The 15,400-nt window shown below is 64.8% G+C and carries 17 protein-coding genes and 1 pseudogene; 4 read left to right on the top strand and 14 right to left on the bottom strand.

What is annotated here, in order from left to right; all coding sequences use genetic code 11:
• Positions 1-12: 12 nt before the first annotated feature.
• The 3 genes from PSA7680_RS13140 to PSA7680_RS13150 are packed head-to-tail and all read right to left on the bottom strand — an operon-like array spanning position 13 to position 1,905.
• Positions 13-468, bottom strand: coding sequence for a phage-derived protein YdaY family protein (locus PSA7680_RS13140; RefSeq protein ID WP_085869180.1), 456 nt, complete (start codon positions 466-468; stop codon positions 13-15).
• Position 469: 1 nt separating this feature from the next.
• Positions 470-1,408, bottom strand: a complete 939-nt coding sequence (locus PSA7680_RS13145; RefSeq protein ID WP_085869181.1) for a phage tail tube protein — start codon at positions 1,406-1,408, stop codon at positions 470-472.
• Positions 1,409-1,431: 23 nt separating this feature from the next.
• Positions 1,432-1,905: an acyl-CoA transferase gene (locus tag PSA7680_RS13150; RefSeq protein ID WP_085869182.1), complete on the bottom strand. Its 474-nt coding sequence runs from the start codon at positions 1,903-1,905 to the stop codon at positions 1,432-1,434.
• A gap of 39 nt (positions 1,906-1,944) precedes the next feature.
• On the opposite strand from PSA7680_RS13150, the gene PSA7680_RS18550 reads away from it, so the two are divergent.
• Positions 1,945-2,727 (top strand): hypothetical protein, encoded by a 783-nt coding sequence (locus PSA7680_RS18550; protein WP_139838646.1) that lies wholly within the window; start codon positions 1,945-1,947, stop codon positions 2,725-2,727.
• A gap of 5 nt (positions 2,728-2,732) precedes the next feature.
• Here the strand turns inward: PSA7680_RS18550 and PSA7680_RS13160 are convergent, their stop codons facing one another.
• The 8 genes from PSA7680_RS13160 to PSA7680_RS13195 form a co-directional block, all read right to left on the bottom strand.
• Positions 2,733-3,365, bottom strand: a complete 633-nt coding sequence (locus PSA7680_RS13160) for a DUF6441 family protein (protein ID WP_085869184.1) — start codon at positions 3,363-3,365, stop codon at positions 2,733-2,735.
• A complete protein-coding gene (locus tag PSA7680_RS13165) occupies positions 3,362-3,673 on the bottom strand; it encodes a head-tail joining protein (RefSeq protein ID WP_085869185.1) in 312 nt (103 codons plus the stop codon). The genes PSA7680_RS13160 and PSA7680_RS13165 overlap by 4 nt, the downstream gene beginning before the upstream one ends.
• Positions 3,673-4,008: a DUF2190 family protein gene (locus tag PSA7680_RS13170; protein ID WP_085869186.1), complete on the bottom strand. Its 336-nt coding sequence runs from the start codon at positions 4,006-4,008 to the stop codon at positions 3,673-3,675. The genes PSA7680_RS13165 and PSA7680_RS13170 overlap by 1 nt, the downstream gene beginning before the upstream one ends.
• Positions 4,009-4,091: 83 nt before the next feature.
• Positions 4,092-6,158, bottom strand: coding sequence for a prohead protease/major capsid protein fusion protein (locus tag PSA7680_RS13175; RefSeq protein WP_085869187.1), 2,067 nt, complete (start codon positions 6,156-6,158; stop codon positions 4,092-4,094).
• A 5-nt stretch (positions 6,159-6,163) separates the two neighbouring features.
• Positions 6,164-7,690, bottom strand: coding sequence for a phage portal protein (locus PSA7680_RS13180; protein ID WP_085869188.1), 1,527 nt, complete (start codon positions 7,688-7,690; stop codon positions 6,164-6,166).
• Between the two features lie 55 nt (positions 7,691-7,745).
• Complete coding sequence (locus PSA7680_RS13185) at positions 7,746-7,955, bottom strand: phage head-tail joining protein (protein ID WP_085869189.1); 210 nt, start codon at positions 7,953-7,955, stop codon at positions 7,746-7,748.
• A complete protein-coding gene (locus PSA7680_RS13190; RefSeq protein ID WP_085869190.1) occupies positions 7,955-9,946 on the bottom strand; it encodes a phage terminase large subunit family protein in 1,992 nt (663 codons plus the stop codon). The genes PSA7680_RS13185 and PSA7680_RS13190 overlap by 1 nt, the downstream gene beginning before the upstream one ends.
• On the bottom strand, positions 9,894-10,454 hold the full coding sequence (locus PSA7680_RS13195) for a hypothetical protein (RefSeq protein WP_085869191.1): 561 nt from the start codon (positions 10,452-10,454) through the stop codon (positions 9,894-9,896). The genes PSA7680_RS13190 and PSA7680_RS13195 overlap by 53 nt, the downstream gene beginning before the upstream one ends.
• Positions 10,455-10,566: 112 nt before the next feature.
• On the opposite strand from PSA7680_RS13195, the pseudogene PSA7680_RS13200 reads away from it, so the two are divergent.
• Together PSA7680_RS13200 and PSA7680_RS13205 are read left to right on the top strand one after the other, a co-directional pair.
• A pseudogene (locus PSA7680_RS13200) lies at positions 10,567-10,839 on the top strand (hypothetical protein).
• A 93-nt stretch (positions 10,840-10,932) separates the two neighbouring features.
• A complete protein-coding gene (locus tag PSA7680_RS13205) occupies positions 10,933-11,457 on the top strand; it encodes a DUF3489 domain-containing protein (RefSeq protein ID WP_085869192.1) in 525 nt (174 codons plus the stop codon).
• Between the two features lie 97 nt (positions 11,458-11,554).
• Here the strand turns inward: PSA7680_RS13205 and PSA7680_RS18555 are convergent, their stop codons facing one another.
• Entirely contained in the window at positions 11,555-12,163 is a 609-nt protein-coding gene (locus tag PSA7680_RS18555) for a hypothetical protein (RefSeq protein ID WP_139838647.1), read from the bottom strand.
• A 176-nt stretch (positions 12,164-12,339) separates the two neighbouring features.
• Entirely contained in the window at positions 12,340-12,564 is a 225-nt protein-coding gene (locus PSA7680_RS13210) for a DUF7220 family protein (RefSeq protein ID WP_085869193.1), read from the bottom strand.
• Positions 12,565-12,782: 218 nt separating this feature from the next.
• On the opposite strand from PSA7680_RS13210, the gene PSA7680_RS18560 reads away from it, so the two are divergent.
• Positions 12,783-13,559: a hypothetical protein gene (locus PSA7680_RS18560; RefSeq protein ID WP_139838648.1), complete on the top strand. Its 777-nt coding sequence runs from the start codon at positions 12,783-12,785 to the stop codon at positions 13,557-13,559.
• Between the two features lie 102 nt (positions 13,560-13,661).
• Here the strand turns inward: PSA7680_RS18560 and PSA7680_RS13220 are convergent, their stop codons facing one another.
• Positions 13,662-14,996 carry a site-specific DNA-methyltransferase gene (locus PSA7680_RS13220; protein WP_085869195.1) on the bottom strand — a complete coding sequence of 445 codons (1,335 nt, stop codon included), beginning with the start codon at positions 14,994-14,996 and terminating at the stop codon, positions 13,662-13,664.
• Positions 14,997-15,400: the final 404 nt, after the last annotated feature.

The raw sequence follows: 15,400 nt of genomic DNA on the forward strand, positions 1-15,400 counted from the left end.
TCAGCGGCCGGTTCAGCCGCGCCGGGCAGTCGGGGCAGGCTTGCTCGCGGCCCTCGTAGGGCTGGCAGGCATCGCAGTATCGCTCGCCCCCGCCGAAGGACCATTCGGCGAGGGCGCGGAGGCGTTTTTTTCCTGCTCCAGCAGGAGGCCCTTCGAGACGTAAGCCAGCTGGAAGGCCTCGAAGATCGGCCAGATGTCGAGCAGCGCGTCGATCGCCTCGGGGCTCGGGTCGATGGGATTGCCGTCGGCATCGCCCACCCCCTCCCAAGCCATCACAGCCCACCGCGCCAGCGCCTTGGCGAAAGCCAATGCGCGCTCCTCGTCGGACGCTTCCTCCGGCACCGCCTCGACGGCAGGATCGCTGCGCGTCGCCACCATCAGCGCGGTGGTCAGCGGGCGCAGCTGCACCCGGACACCGGGGGCGAGGTCATGCCAGCGGGGTTCGTTGGAAAGATCGAGGGTCAGCATGTCAGTAACTCGCAACTGCGTTCTTGAGGACGACCGTGCACATCTGCCCGGCCACGGAATCATGGGCCGCCTGCCAGTCGAAACTGGCCTGGATGCCCTGCGGCCCCTGGATTTCCACCCGGGGGCGCGGGAGATAGACGGCATGCGCGGTGATCGTCAGGCTGACATTGGCCGAGATCACCCAGGAGAACTCGAGGCTCGCCGCCGTCCCGTTCAGCGCCTGGTCCATCAGCGTGGTATCGGCAAAGCGCACGTCGATCTTGCCGGTGAGCGCGGCGATGGACGGGTCGGCCCCGTCGATGCGGCCATCGTTGCGGATGGTCTCGATGCGTTCGACATTGTTGGCATAGGTCAGGTCCGCCGAGACGATGTGGCCCAGCGCGGTGCCGTTCCTCTTGATCGCGCCGTTGAAGTGGCCGAAGCGTTGCAGGGCGTAGGCCGTCGGCGTGCCCGCTGCCGTGGCGGTTGCGACGCTTTCACCCTGCGCGACCAGCTTCACATCCGCCGTGAGCAAGCCGGAGCGTTGCATGGCGATGCTGAACTGGTCGAGCACGCAGCCCGTGTACATGGCAAAGCGCGGGATCTCCGGCATCGCCACCTCGATGGCCATGCTGGGCAGCGACCACGAGCCCGACTTGAAGGTATGGGTCTTGTTCGTGGTCCCTGTGGTGGTCGGCGCCCCGAACGCTGCCTTCAGCCAGAAGCCGAAGACCTCGGCGTCGAGCGGCACGGTGATGTTGCCATCGGCCGTCACCGCGTCCTTGATCGGGGCCAGCGGGTCGCGGCCGTAGCCGAGAAGCTCGGAAGCCAGCAGCGGCTGCTCGGCCCCCAGCGAGGCGCTGGCAAAGGGCATCTGCATGAAGCCCGTGGCCGGCGCGGTGCCATAGGTCGTCTCGAACGCGGCCGCGAGCTGCGACCGCGCCCCCTGGGCGCGTGCCATGGTAATCTCCTAGGGTTGTGGGATCAGGCCAAGGGATCGGCGGTGGAATAGTGCAGCACCACCGAGATCACGGCGGCCTTCAGGCTGGCCGCGCCCTCGACCGGCAGATCGACCGGCCGCGGCGCTTCCGCCTCGACCCAGTCGCAGAGCCCGCCCAGCGTGCGGTCGGTAGCGATGACGGCACCGACGCTTGCGCAAAGCGCATCGAAGGCTCCGTCACGGTCGTTCGGCCCTTGCAAGGGTCCACTGGACCCTTGCACCTGCTGCGCAGAGCGGGCCTCACCCTGCACGATCGCCTCGATCTCGGCGTGGTGCTGGTAATGATACGCGAGCGGCGAGAGCGTCACCTCCGGCTCCCCAGGCTCGCCGTCGCGCAGGATCACGAGGCCCCCGGCCGGCACGCGCTCTGGCAAAACCTCGCCGCGCAGGACGGTGGCGGGCAACCCCGAAAGCCGCGCGTGCAGCGCGGCGATGATGGTTTCGCGTGGGGTGGGCATTCTCTGTGGCCATCTTTTTTCGTGACAAACGTGAGAGGTTTGCCCGACTATCTTCTTGTTGATGCCGTGGATTGGAGGATTTTGATGAAAGCCGCCAAGATCATTTCGTTTGCGATTGCCGTACTTCTGATTACCGCCGCCTTCCTCGCCTCAACATTTTGGTGGGTCTTTGCTCTTCCGTTACCGGTACTTCTCGTCTGTCAGATGGTTGCGCTGGGTGCTGATCTTAGAACCGCCGAAAGGTTTTTCGGCTTCACTGATATGGCCTATTACCTGATCATTGGTGCAGTAATCGGTTTGGGCACGCGCTATCTTCCCGAACTTGATCGGGTCATTCAGGAGGACGCAGAATTGACTTTTGCGCAAGCAGAAGCGGCGTTGCCTGACGCCCAAGAAGCGGCCCGAGTGGCGTCTGAAGCTCGCGGTGAAGCTACATCGAGCCTCGAAAGTATCCCTCATGATGTCCTTGGCGAGTGTTTCGCGCGCCAACTTACAGCCCAGATTCAACAGTCGGTCGACATTGATCCGCAGCCAGAAAGGCCCGGGTTGATGTTACCTGATTATCCTCCCGGATGTGAAATACCTCTATCAGTTGCTGACCTTGCGGCGCGTACGACTGGCGAAGCTATGGTGGCCACCAATCGCGTCCGTGACCTCAACGAGATTGTAGAAAGAGGACCGACCCCCTCTGTAACTTCGTCCGACTTTTTCAGTGCAGATGAACTCGCATGGCTCTTGTTCCGGTTGTTCCCGGCTCTCGTGCTGTGCGGGGTCATGTTGAAAGTAGGAAAAACCAGCCTCTCAATTCGAAAGTCGGCGTAGTGTTCTCAAGTCGTTCGCCGCTCTAACCAGTTCGCCACAATCAACCCCGGCACGCTGTCCAACGCCCGGTCTGCATCCCGCGCCAGATCCAACCGCTTCGGCAATTTGACCTGCGGCACCAACAGGAAAATCGGCGCGGTGACCTTGCCGCGCCCGGTCTTCGAGCGCGACACCACCGCCTGACCCTTCGTGTTCAGCCGTCCCTCCGCCACCAGCAGGCTCGGACCCGTCCGTCGATAGACGAACCGCAGGCGCAGCCCGCGACGCCGTTCCCATTCACCGGGCGTGATCCGGCCACCCCGCAGGGACTTGCCGGCCGCAGGCAGCGGGATCGCCAGCCAGAACCCGTTCTTCGACCGGATCAGCGGCCCCGTGTCATGCGCGCCCACGATGACGGGCGCCTTCGACCAGACCAATGCCGCCGCGTTCAGGCTCTCGCCGGCCTTCGGGTAGGTCTGGCTCCGGATCGAGTTTGCCAATCGCCGGCCGAGCCCTGCGCCGGTGATCTGGCCGCGCCAGGCGGTCTTGAGCCCGGTCCCGGCCTCGCGCATGGCGGCGGTGACGGCCTTTTCGCCCGCCTTCACCTCGGCCGCCATGGCAGCGACGAGATCGGGGGTGATGTCGAGCTTCAGCTTCATGCCGGACGCAGATCCACGGTCCAGACGAGCCGCTCGCGGTCGCGGACGGGCTCGCCCTGGATGAGGAACGCCTCGCCGTCGATCTCGATCCGGTCGCCAGGACGCGGGCTCGGCACTTCCGCCACGCGCAGGTCCACCTTCGTGGTTTCAGACCAGAGGCGCGCGTCGCCGAAGTCGGTGATGGCATCCGCCTGCCGGGAGACAATGCGCACCAGAACGGGCGTGCCGCCAGCGGAGGTGTAGATCGCTTCGCGCCCGATGTTGGGGTCATTGAACAGGGCATCCACGATGGCGGAGATCGCCGTCATCAGAAGCTGCCGTTCAGGCGCACTCGGCCCAACACGTCGCCCGCGCCGCCCGCGACGGCTTCGGTGGCGACGCCGATCAGGGTATTCGCCGTGGCGGTCTTGGTCGCTTCCTTGTTGGTGTTGTCCCAATAGACCTTGTCACCGGCAGACCAGGCCTGGCTGGCGACCTTCTTGAGGTCAAAGACACCGGTGAGCGCGACCTCGATGGTCTCGGCATTGGCGGCATCGCCGGCGGCCACGCCGAAGATCGAGCCGACGAGCAGGCCGTCGCCGGAGGTGACCGCATAGGGCGCAGTGAGCGTGATGGTGTTGCCGGGCTGGACGTAGTTCTTCATGTGCGAGATCCTTTGCAAACGGGAACGGGCGGCCCGGTTGGACCGCCCGCGTGTCAGGGTTCAGATGTCAGGGAAGGCCGGGCCTATGCACCCGGGTTCTTGTAAAGACCGCGCCAGTCGATCGCCTTGGCGCCGAAGTCGAGGCGGCACTTGATCTCGACACCGTCGACGTCGAAGCCGTTGCGGGTTTCGATATAGGCGCCCTGCTGACCTTCGAGATAGGCGTATTCGATGGTGTCGATCTGGTTCGGGCTCGCGGCCAGGTACCAGGCGGTGGCGCTGGCCGCATCGAGGCGGGGCTCGCTGATCGGGGTGAGCGTGCGGATCGATTGCGGCACCACGCTGGCGGTCGCGGCGGGCACGAGGTTCTGGGCCACCAGCTGTTCGGCCTTCAACTCCAGCGCGGCCGGCACGATCAGGTAGGCAGGGCGCACGTTCAGCACCGTCTTCTTGTCGAGACCAGTCTGCTTGGCCATCGCCGCGCGGGCTGCGCCCACGCTGGTCACGTCCAGCGCCGCGCCGGTGCCGGCGAGGTTCTTGTGGGTGGCGTGGAACAGCGCGTTGCCGTCGGCCATCACCGGGTTGGCGGTGATGATGCCCCAGACCACGTCCGATTCGAGCTGGGCGATGGAATTGCCATACATCGCCGGGATGCGAGTGAAGGCGTCGAGATCGTCGTTGATCAGCGTCTGGCGGGTGATGGCGACCACCCGGCCATAGGTCTTGACCTTGTAGCTCTCCTTGCTCTCGCCGAGCGTCCCGCGCTTGAACTCGCCGCTCTCGCCGACCTCCAGAAGCTGCGGCGCCTCGCCCAGCTGGACCCGGTGCATCGCCTTGAAGTCGGTGGCGAGCACCTGGCGACAGAACAGCATGAAGGTGCGGGGATAGGCCTCGTAGGCCTGTCGCAAGGTCTTGTTGGTGACGGCGGCGAGGATCTCGGGGAAATCGGACGTCGAGTGCAGCGCCCGCGTCGCCACCTCGTCGCGCGACAGGCCCCGCGTGTTCACGCCCGCATTGCCGAGGCTCTCGCGCGCCAGTTCCAGGAGCGTCATGCCGCGATATTGCCGCGCGGCATCTTCCAGTTCGAAGAGCGTCGGGCTGTAGCGGTGCAGGAGCGCATTGGCCACGGCCTCGCGGCGCGTGACCTGCTCATCGCGGCCACCGAGCGGGATCGACACCTGGCTGAAGGTGCGGGTTTCCTCGGACTTGGCGGCGACCTGGTCGAGGATCAGGCGCCGGGCCTCGTCGATATCCGTGCCGCGTTTCACCAGATCCTCGGCAAAGCTGCGTTCGAGGTTCAGGCGACCGGCCAGATCGTAGATGGCGGAAACGCGGTCGCGTTCCGCTTCGCGCGCACGGGTGGCGGCCGCTTCGGCGTCAGGCGCCGGAGTGACCTCAGGCTTCTGCGCTTTCGGCTGGGAACGGGTCTCGACCGCAGCCGTTTGCGGGTCGGTCGCGGGGGTCTTCGGTTCGGGCATGGCGGTGTCCTCGGTCGCGACCGGATCGGTCGGCTGGGGGATGGTGCGGGTTGCGGCGTCGGTAGCCGGGGTCTCGGTCTTGTCGCTCATCGGGATGGCTCCTGTGGTGGTGGGTTGCACGTCCCGGCGATGGAGGACGCAGTCGTGAAGGGGGGATCGGGCGCGGAACCCTGCGGCGGGGTCGGCGCCCACGGGCACGGCGGACACCTCGAAGGGCGTCCAGTCGACCGCGCGCCAGAGCTCGCGGCCCGCCTCGGGCTTCGTGACCTCGAAGCGGTGGACCTGGTAGCCGATGGAGACCGCGCGGATGTGGCCGGCCTGGATATCGCGCCAGATCGGTTCGACATCGCTGCGTTCGCTGATGCGCACGAGGGCAATGCCGCGCCCGTTCTCGATGCGGGCCGAGCCCGGAACGACCGAGCCGATCACCGCATCCAGCGTGTCGATCTCGTGCACCTTCAGGAACGGCGCGCCTCCGTTCAGCCGCTCGAGCCGCACATGGGCCGGATCGAGGCTCAGTTCCTCGTCATAGGGCTCGCCAAAGAGAGTCGAGCGGCGCACCCGCGCACCCGCCGACCAGATCACCTCGACGGTGCGGGCGTCCTTATCGGCTGAGTTCGGCGCAAGCTCCGCCGTCCGGCGCAGGGCCGGCAGTTCGATCATCGTGTCCATTTGAGTCAGTCCTGTTGGTCGGTCGGAGCCGGGTCGGTCGGTGTGTCGGCGGAAGGTTCATCCACCGGGTCGCTTGTCTGCGCGCTGCCGGTCTTGGTGACGCGACGCGGATCGCTGTCGAGAACCAGGCCGAGCGCGTCGAGCTTGGCATTGGTCGCGGCAATTTCCGCCAGCACCGCGTCGGGGTTGCGGCCCTGCTGGGCGATCACCTCGGCCAGCGTCATGGTCCCCGAGCGGATCGACAAGAGGTTCGCCATCGCGTCCTTCTGCGGATCGACCGCCTCGAACTTTGGCGGCGACCATTCGACCGGCACGTCCGGCGTCGGGATGCGCCCCGCCGCCCATGCGGCTTCCGTGAACCAGCGCCAGACCGGCGCGCAGAGCATCGGGATGAAGAGCTGCCACTGCACCGCATCAATCATGCGGCGGAACTCGACGAGCCCCGCGCGGATCGAGGAATAGTTGACCTGGCTGAGATCGCCGGTCAGCAGCTCGTAGGGCACCCGGAAGCCAGCCGAGATCGTGTGCAGGCTCGCGCGCTTGTATTCGCCGTAGCCGCCCGTGGCTGCGGGCTGGTTGAAGCGGATATCCTTGCCGCCACGGGCATAGGCGATGAGGCCGGGCTCGAACTGCTCGACCCGGTTGCCATCGGCATCGACCACGCTGGGCGCGATGCCCTGTTGGGCCTCGTCATCGCCGAAGACGATGGCGGTGACGCAGGCCTCGGTCTTCTTGCGCACGATCTCGGCCACCTCGTAGTCGTCGAGATCACGCAAACTGCGGATCACCGGCGCGCCCCAGGGAACGCCGCGCGCCTGCGTGCGCTGTTTCTCGTAGACATGGGCAATGTCCGTGGCTGGAACCGGGCGGCTCTGCAACCCGTTTTGCAAGGCCCCATAGGCATCGCCCGGATGCTCGGCATGCAGCCAATAGGCCTGGCGCTTTCCGACCGGGTCGAACTCGATCCCTTGAACGAGGCGGCCATTGCCGATCGCCCCGGACTTGGTAGCGTCGAGGAAGTCGGCCTCGAGCACCTGCAATTGCAGCGGCACGGGCAGGCCATCCGAGGATCGGCGCAGGCGTCGGCGCACCAGCACCTCGCCCGCTTCGACCATCTCGCGGCAGATCAGCGTCTGCAGCCCGTAGAAATCGAGCTGGCCATCGGCGTCGGCGGCCTCCGACCAGCGGGCAAAGATCGCGTCCACCGTGCGGTCCAGCTTGTCATCACCGCTGGCCGCGCGCGGCATGATGCCCGCGCCGACGATGTTGTTCACCAGCACCGACACGGCCTTGGCCGCATGCGGGTTGTTGCGCACCAGGTCCCGCATCCGGTCTCGCAAGAGCGCCCCGGCGACGCCGATCTCGGTGTCGGCTGAACTGCCCGGCGCGCGCCAGCCTTCGGTCCGTCGCCCCTTGGCGGCGCCGTCATAGCCCCGTGCCAGGGTCTCGAAGGCTTGTTTGGCGAGGACACGGCGGGCCGCAGCGCGGGGTGCCACCGTGGCAATCGCACGGTCGAACCAGTTTGCCGACATCACGGCATGACCCCAAAAAGTGGGAACCGTCTTTTGGACAAGGTCATACCTTTCCTCATCTGTCTCCGCGGCTGAAGCCCGCGAGACCGGCAACCGGCAGAGGCTGCATCGTCCCCGCAATCGCGCGCTCGATTGTACGGATACGCGCCAGCAGATCCTCGGCCGAGCCGTAATCAACGGATTTGCCGTCATAGCTGACCCGCGTCGTGCCGCTGGCATAGGCACGGCGCAGCGCCGCGAGCTCGGTTTCCGTCCAGTCCGCCATTAGAACCACCCTTCACGCCGCCCGAGCCAGTCGGACTGCCGTTTCCCCTGCGATGCCCGCGCTGGCCTGTTGATCTGCCCCGCGGGATCCGCGGAAGGATCAGCGACCCCGAGTTGATCCTCGAGGTCGCGCCATTGCTCGTCCGTCCAGCGATCCGCCCCGGCAATCCAGGCGGCGGCGCGCGCGTAAACCCGGCAATCGAGCGCCTCGTTGCGTTCCCGCAGCTTCTGCCATTCCAGCCGGGCGAAGCCGCGTTTCGTGCGCACCGTCACCAGCTGTTCGGCCACGAACTGCTTCAGCCACTCGTTTTCGACCCAGTGCGGAAGGTGGATCGTGCCGGCCGGGAACGCCGCCCCCTTGGCCAGATCCTCGTCGGTGGGCCGCGAGAGGCGCAGGAAGCGATAGGTCTCGGCCTTGAAGGTTGACACCGCCACGGTCCAGAGCCGCGCGCCCCGCCGCAGCCGCTTGCCGCCTTCGGTCGCGTCCACGTAAGTCGGCCCGGTGACCGGGCTGGCGCGGTTGAACCCTTCGACGCCCTTTACCGGCGAGACCTGCGCAAAGCCTTGCGCCCGCGCCCACCCATAGACTGCCGGGGCCTCGTAGCCGGTATCGATGGCAAGTCGCGCGATCTTCAGATGCGCACCGCGTTCGTGCGACCAGGTGCGGCCAAGCAATTCCGTCAGGTCGCCCCAGGCATCCTGCCGGTCGGGTCCACCCTCGATCACGATGTGATCGACGAGCCAGCTTTCCAGCCCACGGCCCCAGGCCCAGACATCGACCTCGATCCGGTCCTTCTGCACGTCCGCCCCGGCGGTCAGGAACAACCCGCCCGCAGGAACGATGCCCGATTTCCAGCGTTCGCGCCGGTCGTAAAGCCGCTGCCAGTCCGGCGCCTCGCCGGTCTCGACCCATGTCTCGCCAAGGATCGTGTTGCGGAACGCCTTGATTGCCTCGTCCGACCCTTGGGCTGCCTCCCAGGCCCGCACGATCCGCTCCCAACTCAGCCAGCCGATGGGCGAATAGAGCGCCGAGAGGTGATAGCCGACGGTGTTGGGATCGGCCGCCTCGGCCGTCGGGCGCCATTCGCCGGCTTGCAACATCGCTGTCTTGTGATGTTCCGCGATGGGCGTCTCGCAGCCCTCGCAGTGATATTCCGCCGTTTCCGGCTTGCCCTTCTCCCAGCGCAGCCGCTCGAATTTCAGCCACTGCATCTGGCAGCAATGCGGACATGGCACGAAGAACCGGCGCTGGTCCGATGCCTCGAATTCACGCTCGATCCGGCTGAGCCCCCGGATCGTCGGGGTCGAGACCAGGAACACCTTGCGTCGATGGGCGAAGGTCAGCGACCGCGCTTCGGCCAGCGTAACCGGATCGCCTTCCTCGTCGGCCGAGGCCGGATAGGCGTCGACCTCATCCAGAAAGATGTAGCGCGCGGGCGTTGAGCGCAGCCCAACCGCCGAGTTGGCCCCGGTCATGATCAGGATGCCGCCCGCGAATTCCTTCGACAGCATGGTGTTGCCAGCGTCCCGCGATCGTGCCGGTTTGACCCGTTCGCGCAGTTCCGGGCTTTCGTCGATCAGCGGATCGATCCGCTGCCTTGAGTTCCGCTTTGCGAGTTCCACCGTCGGCTGGACCGCCAGCATCGGCCCCGGCGCCTGGTGGATCGCGAATCCGATCCAGTTGTTGCCGGCCTCGGTCGCGCCGACCTGCGCGGCTTTCATGAAAACGATCCGCTGCGTCGGATCGCCGGGCGACAGCCGGTCCATGATCTCGCCCATGTAGGGCGTGCGGGCCGTGCGATATCGCCCCGGTTCGGCCGAAGCGCGGCCCGAGAGCATCCGGTGCCGGTCCGCCCACTCCGACACGGTCAAGTCCGGATCCGGCTTGAGGCCTTCACCCCAGGCACGCAGGATTTCGGCTGCGCCCTCAAACGCATCCTCACCGGAGATCGGGTTTGACCTCGGCAAGCTCGTCGAGCTGGGCACGGACATGTTTCTCAAGAACCTTTTGCATGGCTGCAGGCTCAACGCCCAAATCGGCGGCCATCAGAGCCGCCGCGCGCGCGGGCCAGTTGATCCAGACATCGCGCTCCTGCCGTGCCAGTCGAAATACCAGCGCCAGCGCGCGGGCGCGGTCGATCAATTCGCCTTTCAGCTTTTGCAGCCGGATGCGCCGCTCCTGCGCCTTCAGCACTTCGTTCGCCGTCTTGGCCTGCAGGAAGGTGGTGCCGCTGCCGATCGGCGGCGCGGCCATCCCCTGTTCCTTGAGCGTGTCGCCAACGGCGGTCACCGCCGCTTCCGGAACGGGCTTCAGCTTCGGCTGTGGAGGTTTCCGCGTCTTCGACGGGTCGGTCGCCTGCGCGCGCAGGGCATCGCTGGCCTCGGCGTCGATGCTGCCATCTTCGTGCAGAACGAGCCGTCCCGTCGCCTTGGCCTTCTGGATCGCACCGCGTGACAGGCCGACACGGGCGGCATACTGGCGCTCGCTCAAGCCCTCCATGACGCGCTCCGATTATCGTGTAAAATCATGTGCTTATGTAGTTGATATGCCTCCCGACCAGAGCGAACCTGTCATCACAAGAACGATGCAACGCAGCTACGGAGCCACCACGATGACGACCCGACTGAACCCCCAGACCACCCCGCGCCACGAACTCCGCGCCAAGAAGGCCCGGCGCAACCGAGAGGCCGCACTCGCCGCCTTTACTGGCAAGAAGGCCGAGATCGACGAGATGCTCGCCCGGCTGCAGACGCTCAGCGACGACCATTTCGGGTTCGATCCCTAGGCGGTCAACTGGGGCAGCGTCGGTTCGCTCGACCACGTCGCCAGCGACCTCAAGGAAATCACCGATTTCCTGTTCGGCGAAGGCGAATACGCCGAGTGATCCCCGGCGCTGCCGGCACTCCCGCCGCGCCGAGGCGCGGCTCGGGGTCATAGAAGGCACCGCATGACGCGGGCCAGAACTCGGAGACCCCAGATGACCAAGCTATCCGACACCCAACTCGTGATCCTCAGCGCCGCTGCGCAACGCGACGACCGGAACGTCCTGCCGCTTCCCGGCAGCTTGCGCGGAGGCGCAGCGCAGAAAGTGATCGGCGCGCTCATGAAACGCGGGCTGATCGCCGAAACCATGACGGACCAACTCGCGAAGGCCGATCCCGCGCTCAACAGGATCTGGCGCAACGGCGAGGACGGCTGCGCGATCCTGCTGCACATCACTGAAGCAGGTCTCGCGGCCATCGGCATCGAACCGGAGCAAACGGTTCCCGACCCCGCGCCCAAGACTCGCAAACCGCGCACCGGCACGAAGCAGGCGCGGATGATTGAAATGCTTCGCGACGACGGTGGCGCGACCATCGACGAGATCGTCGAAGCCACCGGATGGCAAGCTCATACAGTGAGAGGCGCTATATCCGGCGCGCTCAAGAAAACCCTGGGCCTGCCGATCACCTCCGAGAAGGTCGAGGGGCGTGGACGGGCGTACATGATCGTCGACGACTGACGCCGCACACCACAAAGGCCTCAACCCCGCCGTCCTGAAACGGGCGGCGGTATGTCAATGATTTCGAACCAACAGGCAATGCGCCTTCCAAAGCGCATTACTCAATAGCAGAGTTTTCTACTATGCTTGCGGTCTCTTCACTACCAGTGCTGCCATCTTGTTTACCCCAAAGCGATAGTACGACGACTACCACTAGAACCACCATTGCCACGCAAACACCCCATTTCGCTGCGCGGTAAGTTGCCTCTCCTTTCTTTACCCTTCGCCATTCATCCTTGAGAAGAGCAGAAGCTTGAGACACGAGCTCCTTCTCCCTTTTGTTTAGCTCAGCATAGTCCGGAGATGTGCCAGGGGCCAGCATCCCCTCAATCTCTTCAATCTTTCCCAAGACCGCCTTCGAAAGATCTTCATTTGGATTCAAACGGAGGCGAATTCTTGCAGTGGCTTCATTTATCGTGACGAAGTCTTCCCGGACAACGCTCCAAGCCGAAGCGCTACTCCCAAATCCTTGAGACATCATCGCCCCATGAATCGCATTCGCAGATGAAATCAGCTGAGCTATTTCACTGCGAAGAGCATCTATCCACGCTTGTCGGAACTCCGACGTTTTTTGCTCCTTTGAGATAATAAGGCCGAGAAATGAGAAAAAGCTTGCGATTATCGCCGCAGATATGGCTCCTATCGCGATGTCCGGCAATTCCAGCAAGGGCGCTTCTCCAAAATAAGTACGGCAGAACAAGGCGGCCCAGCTGTTTCGATGAGCGCCCTATGGTCATCGCTATCGTTGCTTGAGACATCGTCTTGATCAAGCGTCGTTTTCTTAGTTGGCGCGCCGCTCTTGCTCAGCCTTGGTCCCGCCGGTACCGTCGCACCTTGGCCAGTCTATCCGCATGTTCTCACCCGGATCGCCTCGAAGAGCCGCCGAAGTGCGAAGGACCGCGCGATGCTCACCACCGTGAACACCGCGCCCATCTTCAGGTTCTGCGCCAGCGTTGTGTGCAGCCCGAAGACCGGGAAGATCAGGATCTGCGTCACGACGGCGACGCCGTAGCCGACCGCCACGTTGGCGATGGCCTCGACAAGCGACATGAGCCGCGACTGCTTCATGCCTCACCCTCATCCATCGGCCAGCAATTGAGCTGCGAGAGTTCGAATCGCATGCGCGGCAACCAGCGGGACCACGCCGTTGCCACAGAGCCGAAGGCGGTCCACCCGGTGGGCCAGCCCATCAGCGCCGCGGCTAACCTCGGGCGCATTGCAAAGTTGACCGCGCAAGCCCTGCCTCGTAGCCTCGAAAGACATCCGAGGTGTGAGGCTTCAATTTCATGAAATCCATACTTTTGTTTGTTCCGGTTTTTCTTCTGGCGTTTTCCTCGGCAACTTCCGCGGCGCCATCCGGTTTCAAGGATCACCCGTTCAATGGGCGCGCCCCCTCCCACGCGAGCGGTGTTTCCACGTTCCACGTCAAAACTGGCGACTGCAGTTCTGTGAAGTACGGTGATGGGCGCGGTGAATCCGATTGCTTCAATGGTAACTTGAGATCCCGCATCGCTTATTCACGCTTTGCGAAACTCGGGGACTCAGTGCAGTACGAGTTCGAGATCTTCATCCCTAGCGATCTTCGTTATTCGGGCGGCCCCAACAGGCGAAGTCTTCTAGAAATCGCTGGATGGCAGCGGATTAACACGATCAAAAACCACATACATCAGATGCATCTCGACTCGCGCCGCGGTCTAACCTTTGATGACACGGTGTGCATACGCCCGACTGAATTTGGAAAGTGGCACAAGGTGAGCGTTCAGGTCCGGTGGTCGATGAATGCCGATGGCATAATGCGGGTCACGTGCAACGAACGCGTCGTCGTGTCGCGTACTGGGCGCACCGCGATCCCACCGGACTGCGGTCAACCAGGCGTTTTCCAATGCGTACCGGAGTTGCAACGGCCCAACGAACCCATCCAGTTCCAATTGGGCATTCTTTTTCGAGGCTTCGGGGAGCGTGGCCGACGCGAAGGCCTGAGCCCAGCGGGCAGAGTGCCGCCCGAAGGAGGATTCACCATCCAGATGCGAAACATCGCCGTCAAGCGCATAAGTTTTCGATAGATATCTGTGAGCAATAGGCCGGAGAGGCACGCGTAGTCGTCTCCGGCAGGCAGGCCGCGGTAAGAAGATCCGCGCGATCCAATCGCCACGCCATCCACGTCGTCAGGCCGCGTCGGCTCCCTCGGCCACGGCGGGCGTCTCGCCCAGTCGCTCGGCCCTTACCTCCGTAAAAGCCCGTCCGTCGCCATCGAGGACCGCGTCACGGCCAGTCTCGGCCTGCCAGCGCTCCACGGCGACATCGACATAGGCCGGGCTGATCTCCATGGCGTAGACGCGGCGGCCGTTGACCTCGCCCGCCATGATCTGCGAGCCGGAGCCGGAGAACGGCTCGTAGCAGAGGCCGCCGCGGGCGACGTGCTGGCGCATCGGGATCCCGAAGGCGTCGAGCGGTTTCGGCGTCGGGTGGTCGGGGCGCTCGTCCTTCGCGAAGGAGGGCATCTCCCAAGTCGAGGGCAGCGTCTGCTCGGCCACCTTCGGCGGGCGGTTCGGGCGGCGCCAGCCCATGAAGCAGGGCTCGTGCTTCCACAGGTAATGCGAGCGGGTCAGAACCCCGCGGTCCTTCACCCAGATGATCTGCTGATGCACGAAGGCGCCCGCCTTCTCCCAGCAAGCCTCCAGCATCGCCTGGCGGCGGGAGGCGTGCCAGCAATACCAGGCCGCGTCCTCTGTGATCGCCTCGGCGACCGCGGCGGCGATGAAGCCGTCGTAAAGCTCGGCGCCCTGCGAACTGTCGTCCCAGGTCGTGCCGTAGGACGCGGACCAATCCTTGTTACGCGTCGGATGGTTCGAGCCGTCGTAGTCGACTAGGTATGGCGGGTCGGTCGCGAACAGGATCGCCCGCTCGCCGTTCATCAGGCGGCGGACATCGTCCTGGTTGGTCGAGTCCCCGCAGAGCAGCCGGTGGTCGCCGAGGATCCAGAGATCGCCCGGGCGCGAGGCCGGATTGCGCGGCGGTTCGGGGATGGTCACCGGAGGCACGGAGCCCCCGGCGCCACCTTCTTCTTCACCGCCCCCGTCCGGGTCGAAGGCCAGAAGCTTGTCGAGTTCTCCGTCGGAAAACCCCACGAGCGACAGGTCGTAGTCTTCGGCCAGCAGGTCCTGCAGCTCGGCCGACAGCAGCGCCTCGTCCCACGGGGATTCAGTCAGCCGGTTATCCGCGATGCGATAGGCCCGCCGCTGCGCCTCGGTCAGGTGCCCGAGCACGATCACCGGCGCCTCGGTCAGCCCAAGCTGCGTCGCGGCCAGCACACGGCCGTGGCCGGCAATCAGTTCGCCGTCATCGCCCACGAGGCACGGCACGGTCCAGCCGAACTCGGCCATGCTGGCGGCGATCTTCGCCACTTGGTCGGGCCCATGCACCTTGGCGTTCTTCGCGTAGGGCTGGAGCTTTGACAGCGGCCACATCTCGATCCGCTCGGGGGCGAAGCTCAGCGTCATGGGCGATGTTCCGTGAGTGGTGGTGGATACCGGCGCGGCGGAGTCCATCGGCTTGCGCGCTGGACTCCGGCATCCACGGGGTATCCACCCCGCGTGTCCGGTCATGTATTTGATGTTACAACGATTTTCCGGCGCCGGGGGTGGAACCGGATTCCTGGTGGCTTCCCAAAAATTCGGCCCTGTCGCTGGCGATATTGCGCGCCAAGCCCGCCAGCATATGTATCCGGCCCAGAAGGAACCAAGTTTTCAAAGGGTTAGCGGATTGAAGCCCGACTGGACCCTTCGGTGGACTCTCGGAAGTCAGCAACCCGGGCCGTCCCGCGCGCGCCTCTCCCGAGGATACCTGATTTCTACCCCGGAAGAGCCGTTATTGTCTCATCGAAAACTGTCTGCCAGACAATTTT

It is taken from the genome of Pseudoruegeria aquimaris, assembly GCF_900172235.1.
GTDB classification, from domain to species: Bacteria; Pseudomonadota; Alphaproteobacteria; order Rhodobacterales; family Rhodobacteraceae; genus Pseudoruegeria; species Pseudoruegeria aquimaris.

Coding starts and splice junctions, on each gene's coding strand:
- PSA7680_RS13140 (WP_085869180.1), bottom strand. CDS start 468: ATGCTGACCCTCGATCTTTCCAACGAACCCCGCTGGCATGACCTCGCC.
- PSA7680_RS13145 (WP_085869181.1), bottom strand. CDS start 1,408: ATGGCACGCGCCCAGGGGGCGCGGTCGCAGCTCGCGGCCGCGTTCGAG.
- PSA7680_RS13150 (WP_085869182.1), bottom strand. CDS start 1,905: ATGCCCACCCCACGCGAAACCATCATCGCCGCGCTGCACGCGCGGCTT.
- PSA7680_RS13160 (WP_085869184.1), bottom strand. CDS start 3,365: ATGAAGCTGAAGCTCGACATCACCCCCGATCTCGTCGCTGCCATGGCG.
- PSA7680_RS13165 (WP_085869185.1), bottom strand. CDS start 3,673: ATGACGGCGATCTCCGCCATCGTGGATGCCCTGTTCAATGACCCCAAC.
- PSA7680_RS13170 (WP_085869186.1), bottom strand. CDS start 4,008: ATGAAGAACTACGTCCAGCCCGGCAACACCATCACGCTCACTGCGCCC.
- PSA7680_RS13175 (WP_085869187.1), bottom strand. CDS start 6,158: ATGGACACGATGATCGAACTGCCGGCCCTGCGCCGGACGGCGGAGCTT.
- PSA7680_RS13180 (WP_085869188.1), bottom strand. CDS start 7,690: ATGTCGGCAAACTGGTTCGACCGTGCGATTGCCACGGTGGCACCCCGC.
- PSA7680_RS13185 (WP_085869189.1), bottom strand. CDS start 7,955: ATGGCGGACTGGACGGAAACCGAGCTCGCGGCGCTGCGCCGTGCCTAT.
- PSA7680_RS13190 (WP_085869190.1), bottom strand. CDS start 9,946: ATGTCCGTGCCCAGCTCGACGAGCTTGCCGAGGTCAAACCCGATCTCC.
- PSA7680_RS13195 (WP_085869191.1), bottom strand. CDS start 10,454: ATGGAGGGCTTGAGCGAGCGCCAGTATGCCGCCCGTGTCGGCCTGTCA.
- PSA7680_RS13205 (WP_085869192.1), top strand. CDS start 10,933: ATGACCAAGCTATCCGACACCCAACTCGTGATCCTCAGCGCCGCTGCG.
- PSA7680_RS13210 (WP_085869193.1), bottom strand. CDS start 12,564: ATGAAGCAGTCGCGGCTCATGTCGCTTGTCGAGGCCATCGCCAACGTG.
- PSA7680_RS18560 (WP_139838648.1), top strand. CDS start 12,783: ATGAAATCCATACTTTTGTTTGTTCCGGTTTTTCTTCTGGCGTTTTCC.
- PSA7680_RS13220 (WP_085869195.1), bottom strand. CDS start 14,996: ATGACGCTGAGCTTCGCCCCCGAGCGGATCGAGATGTGGCCGCTGTCA.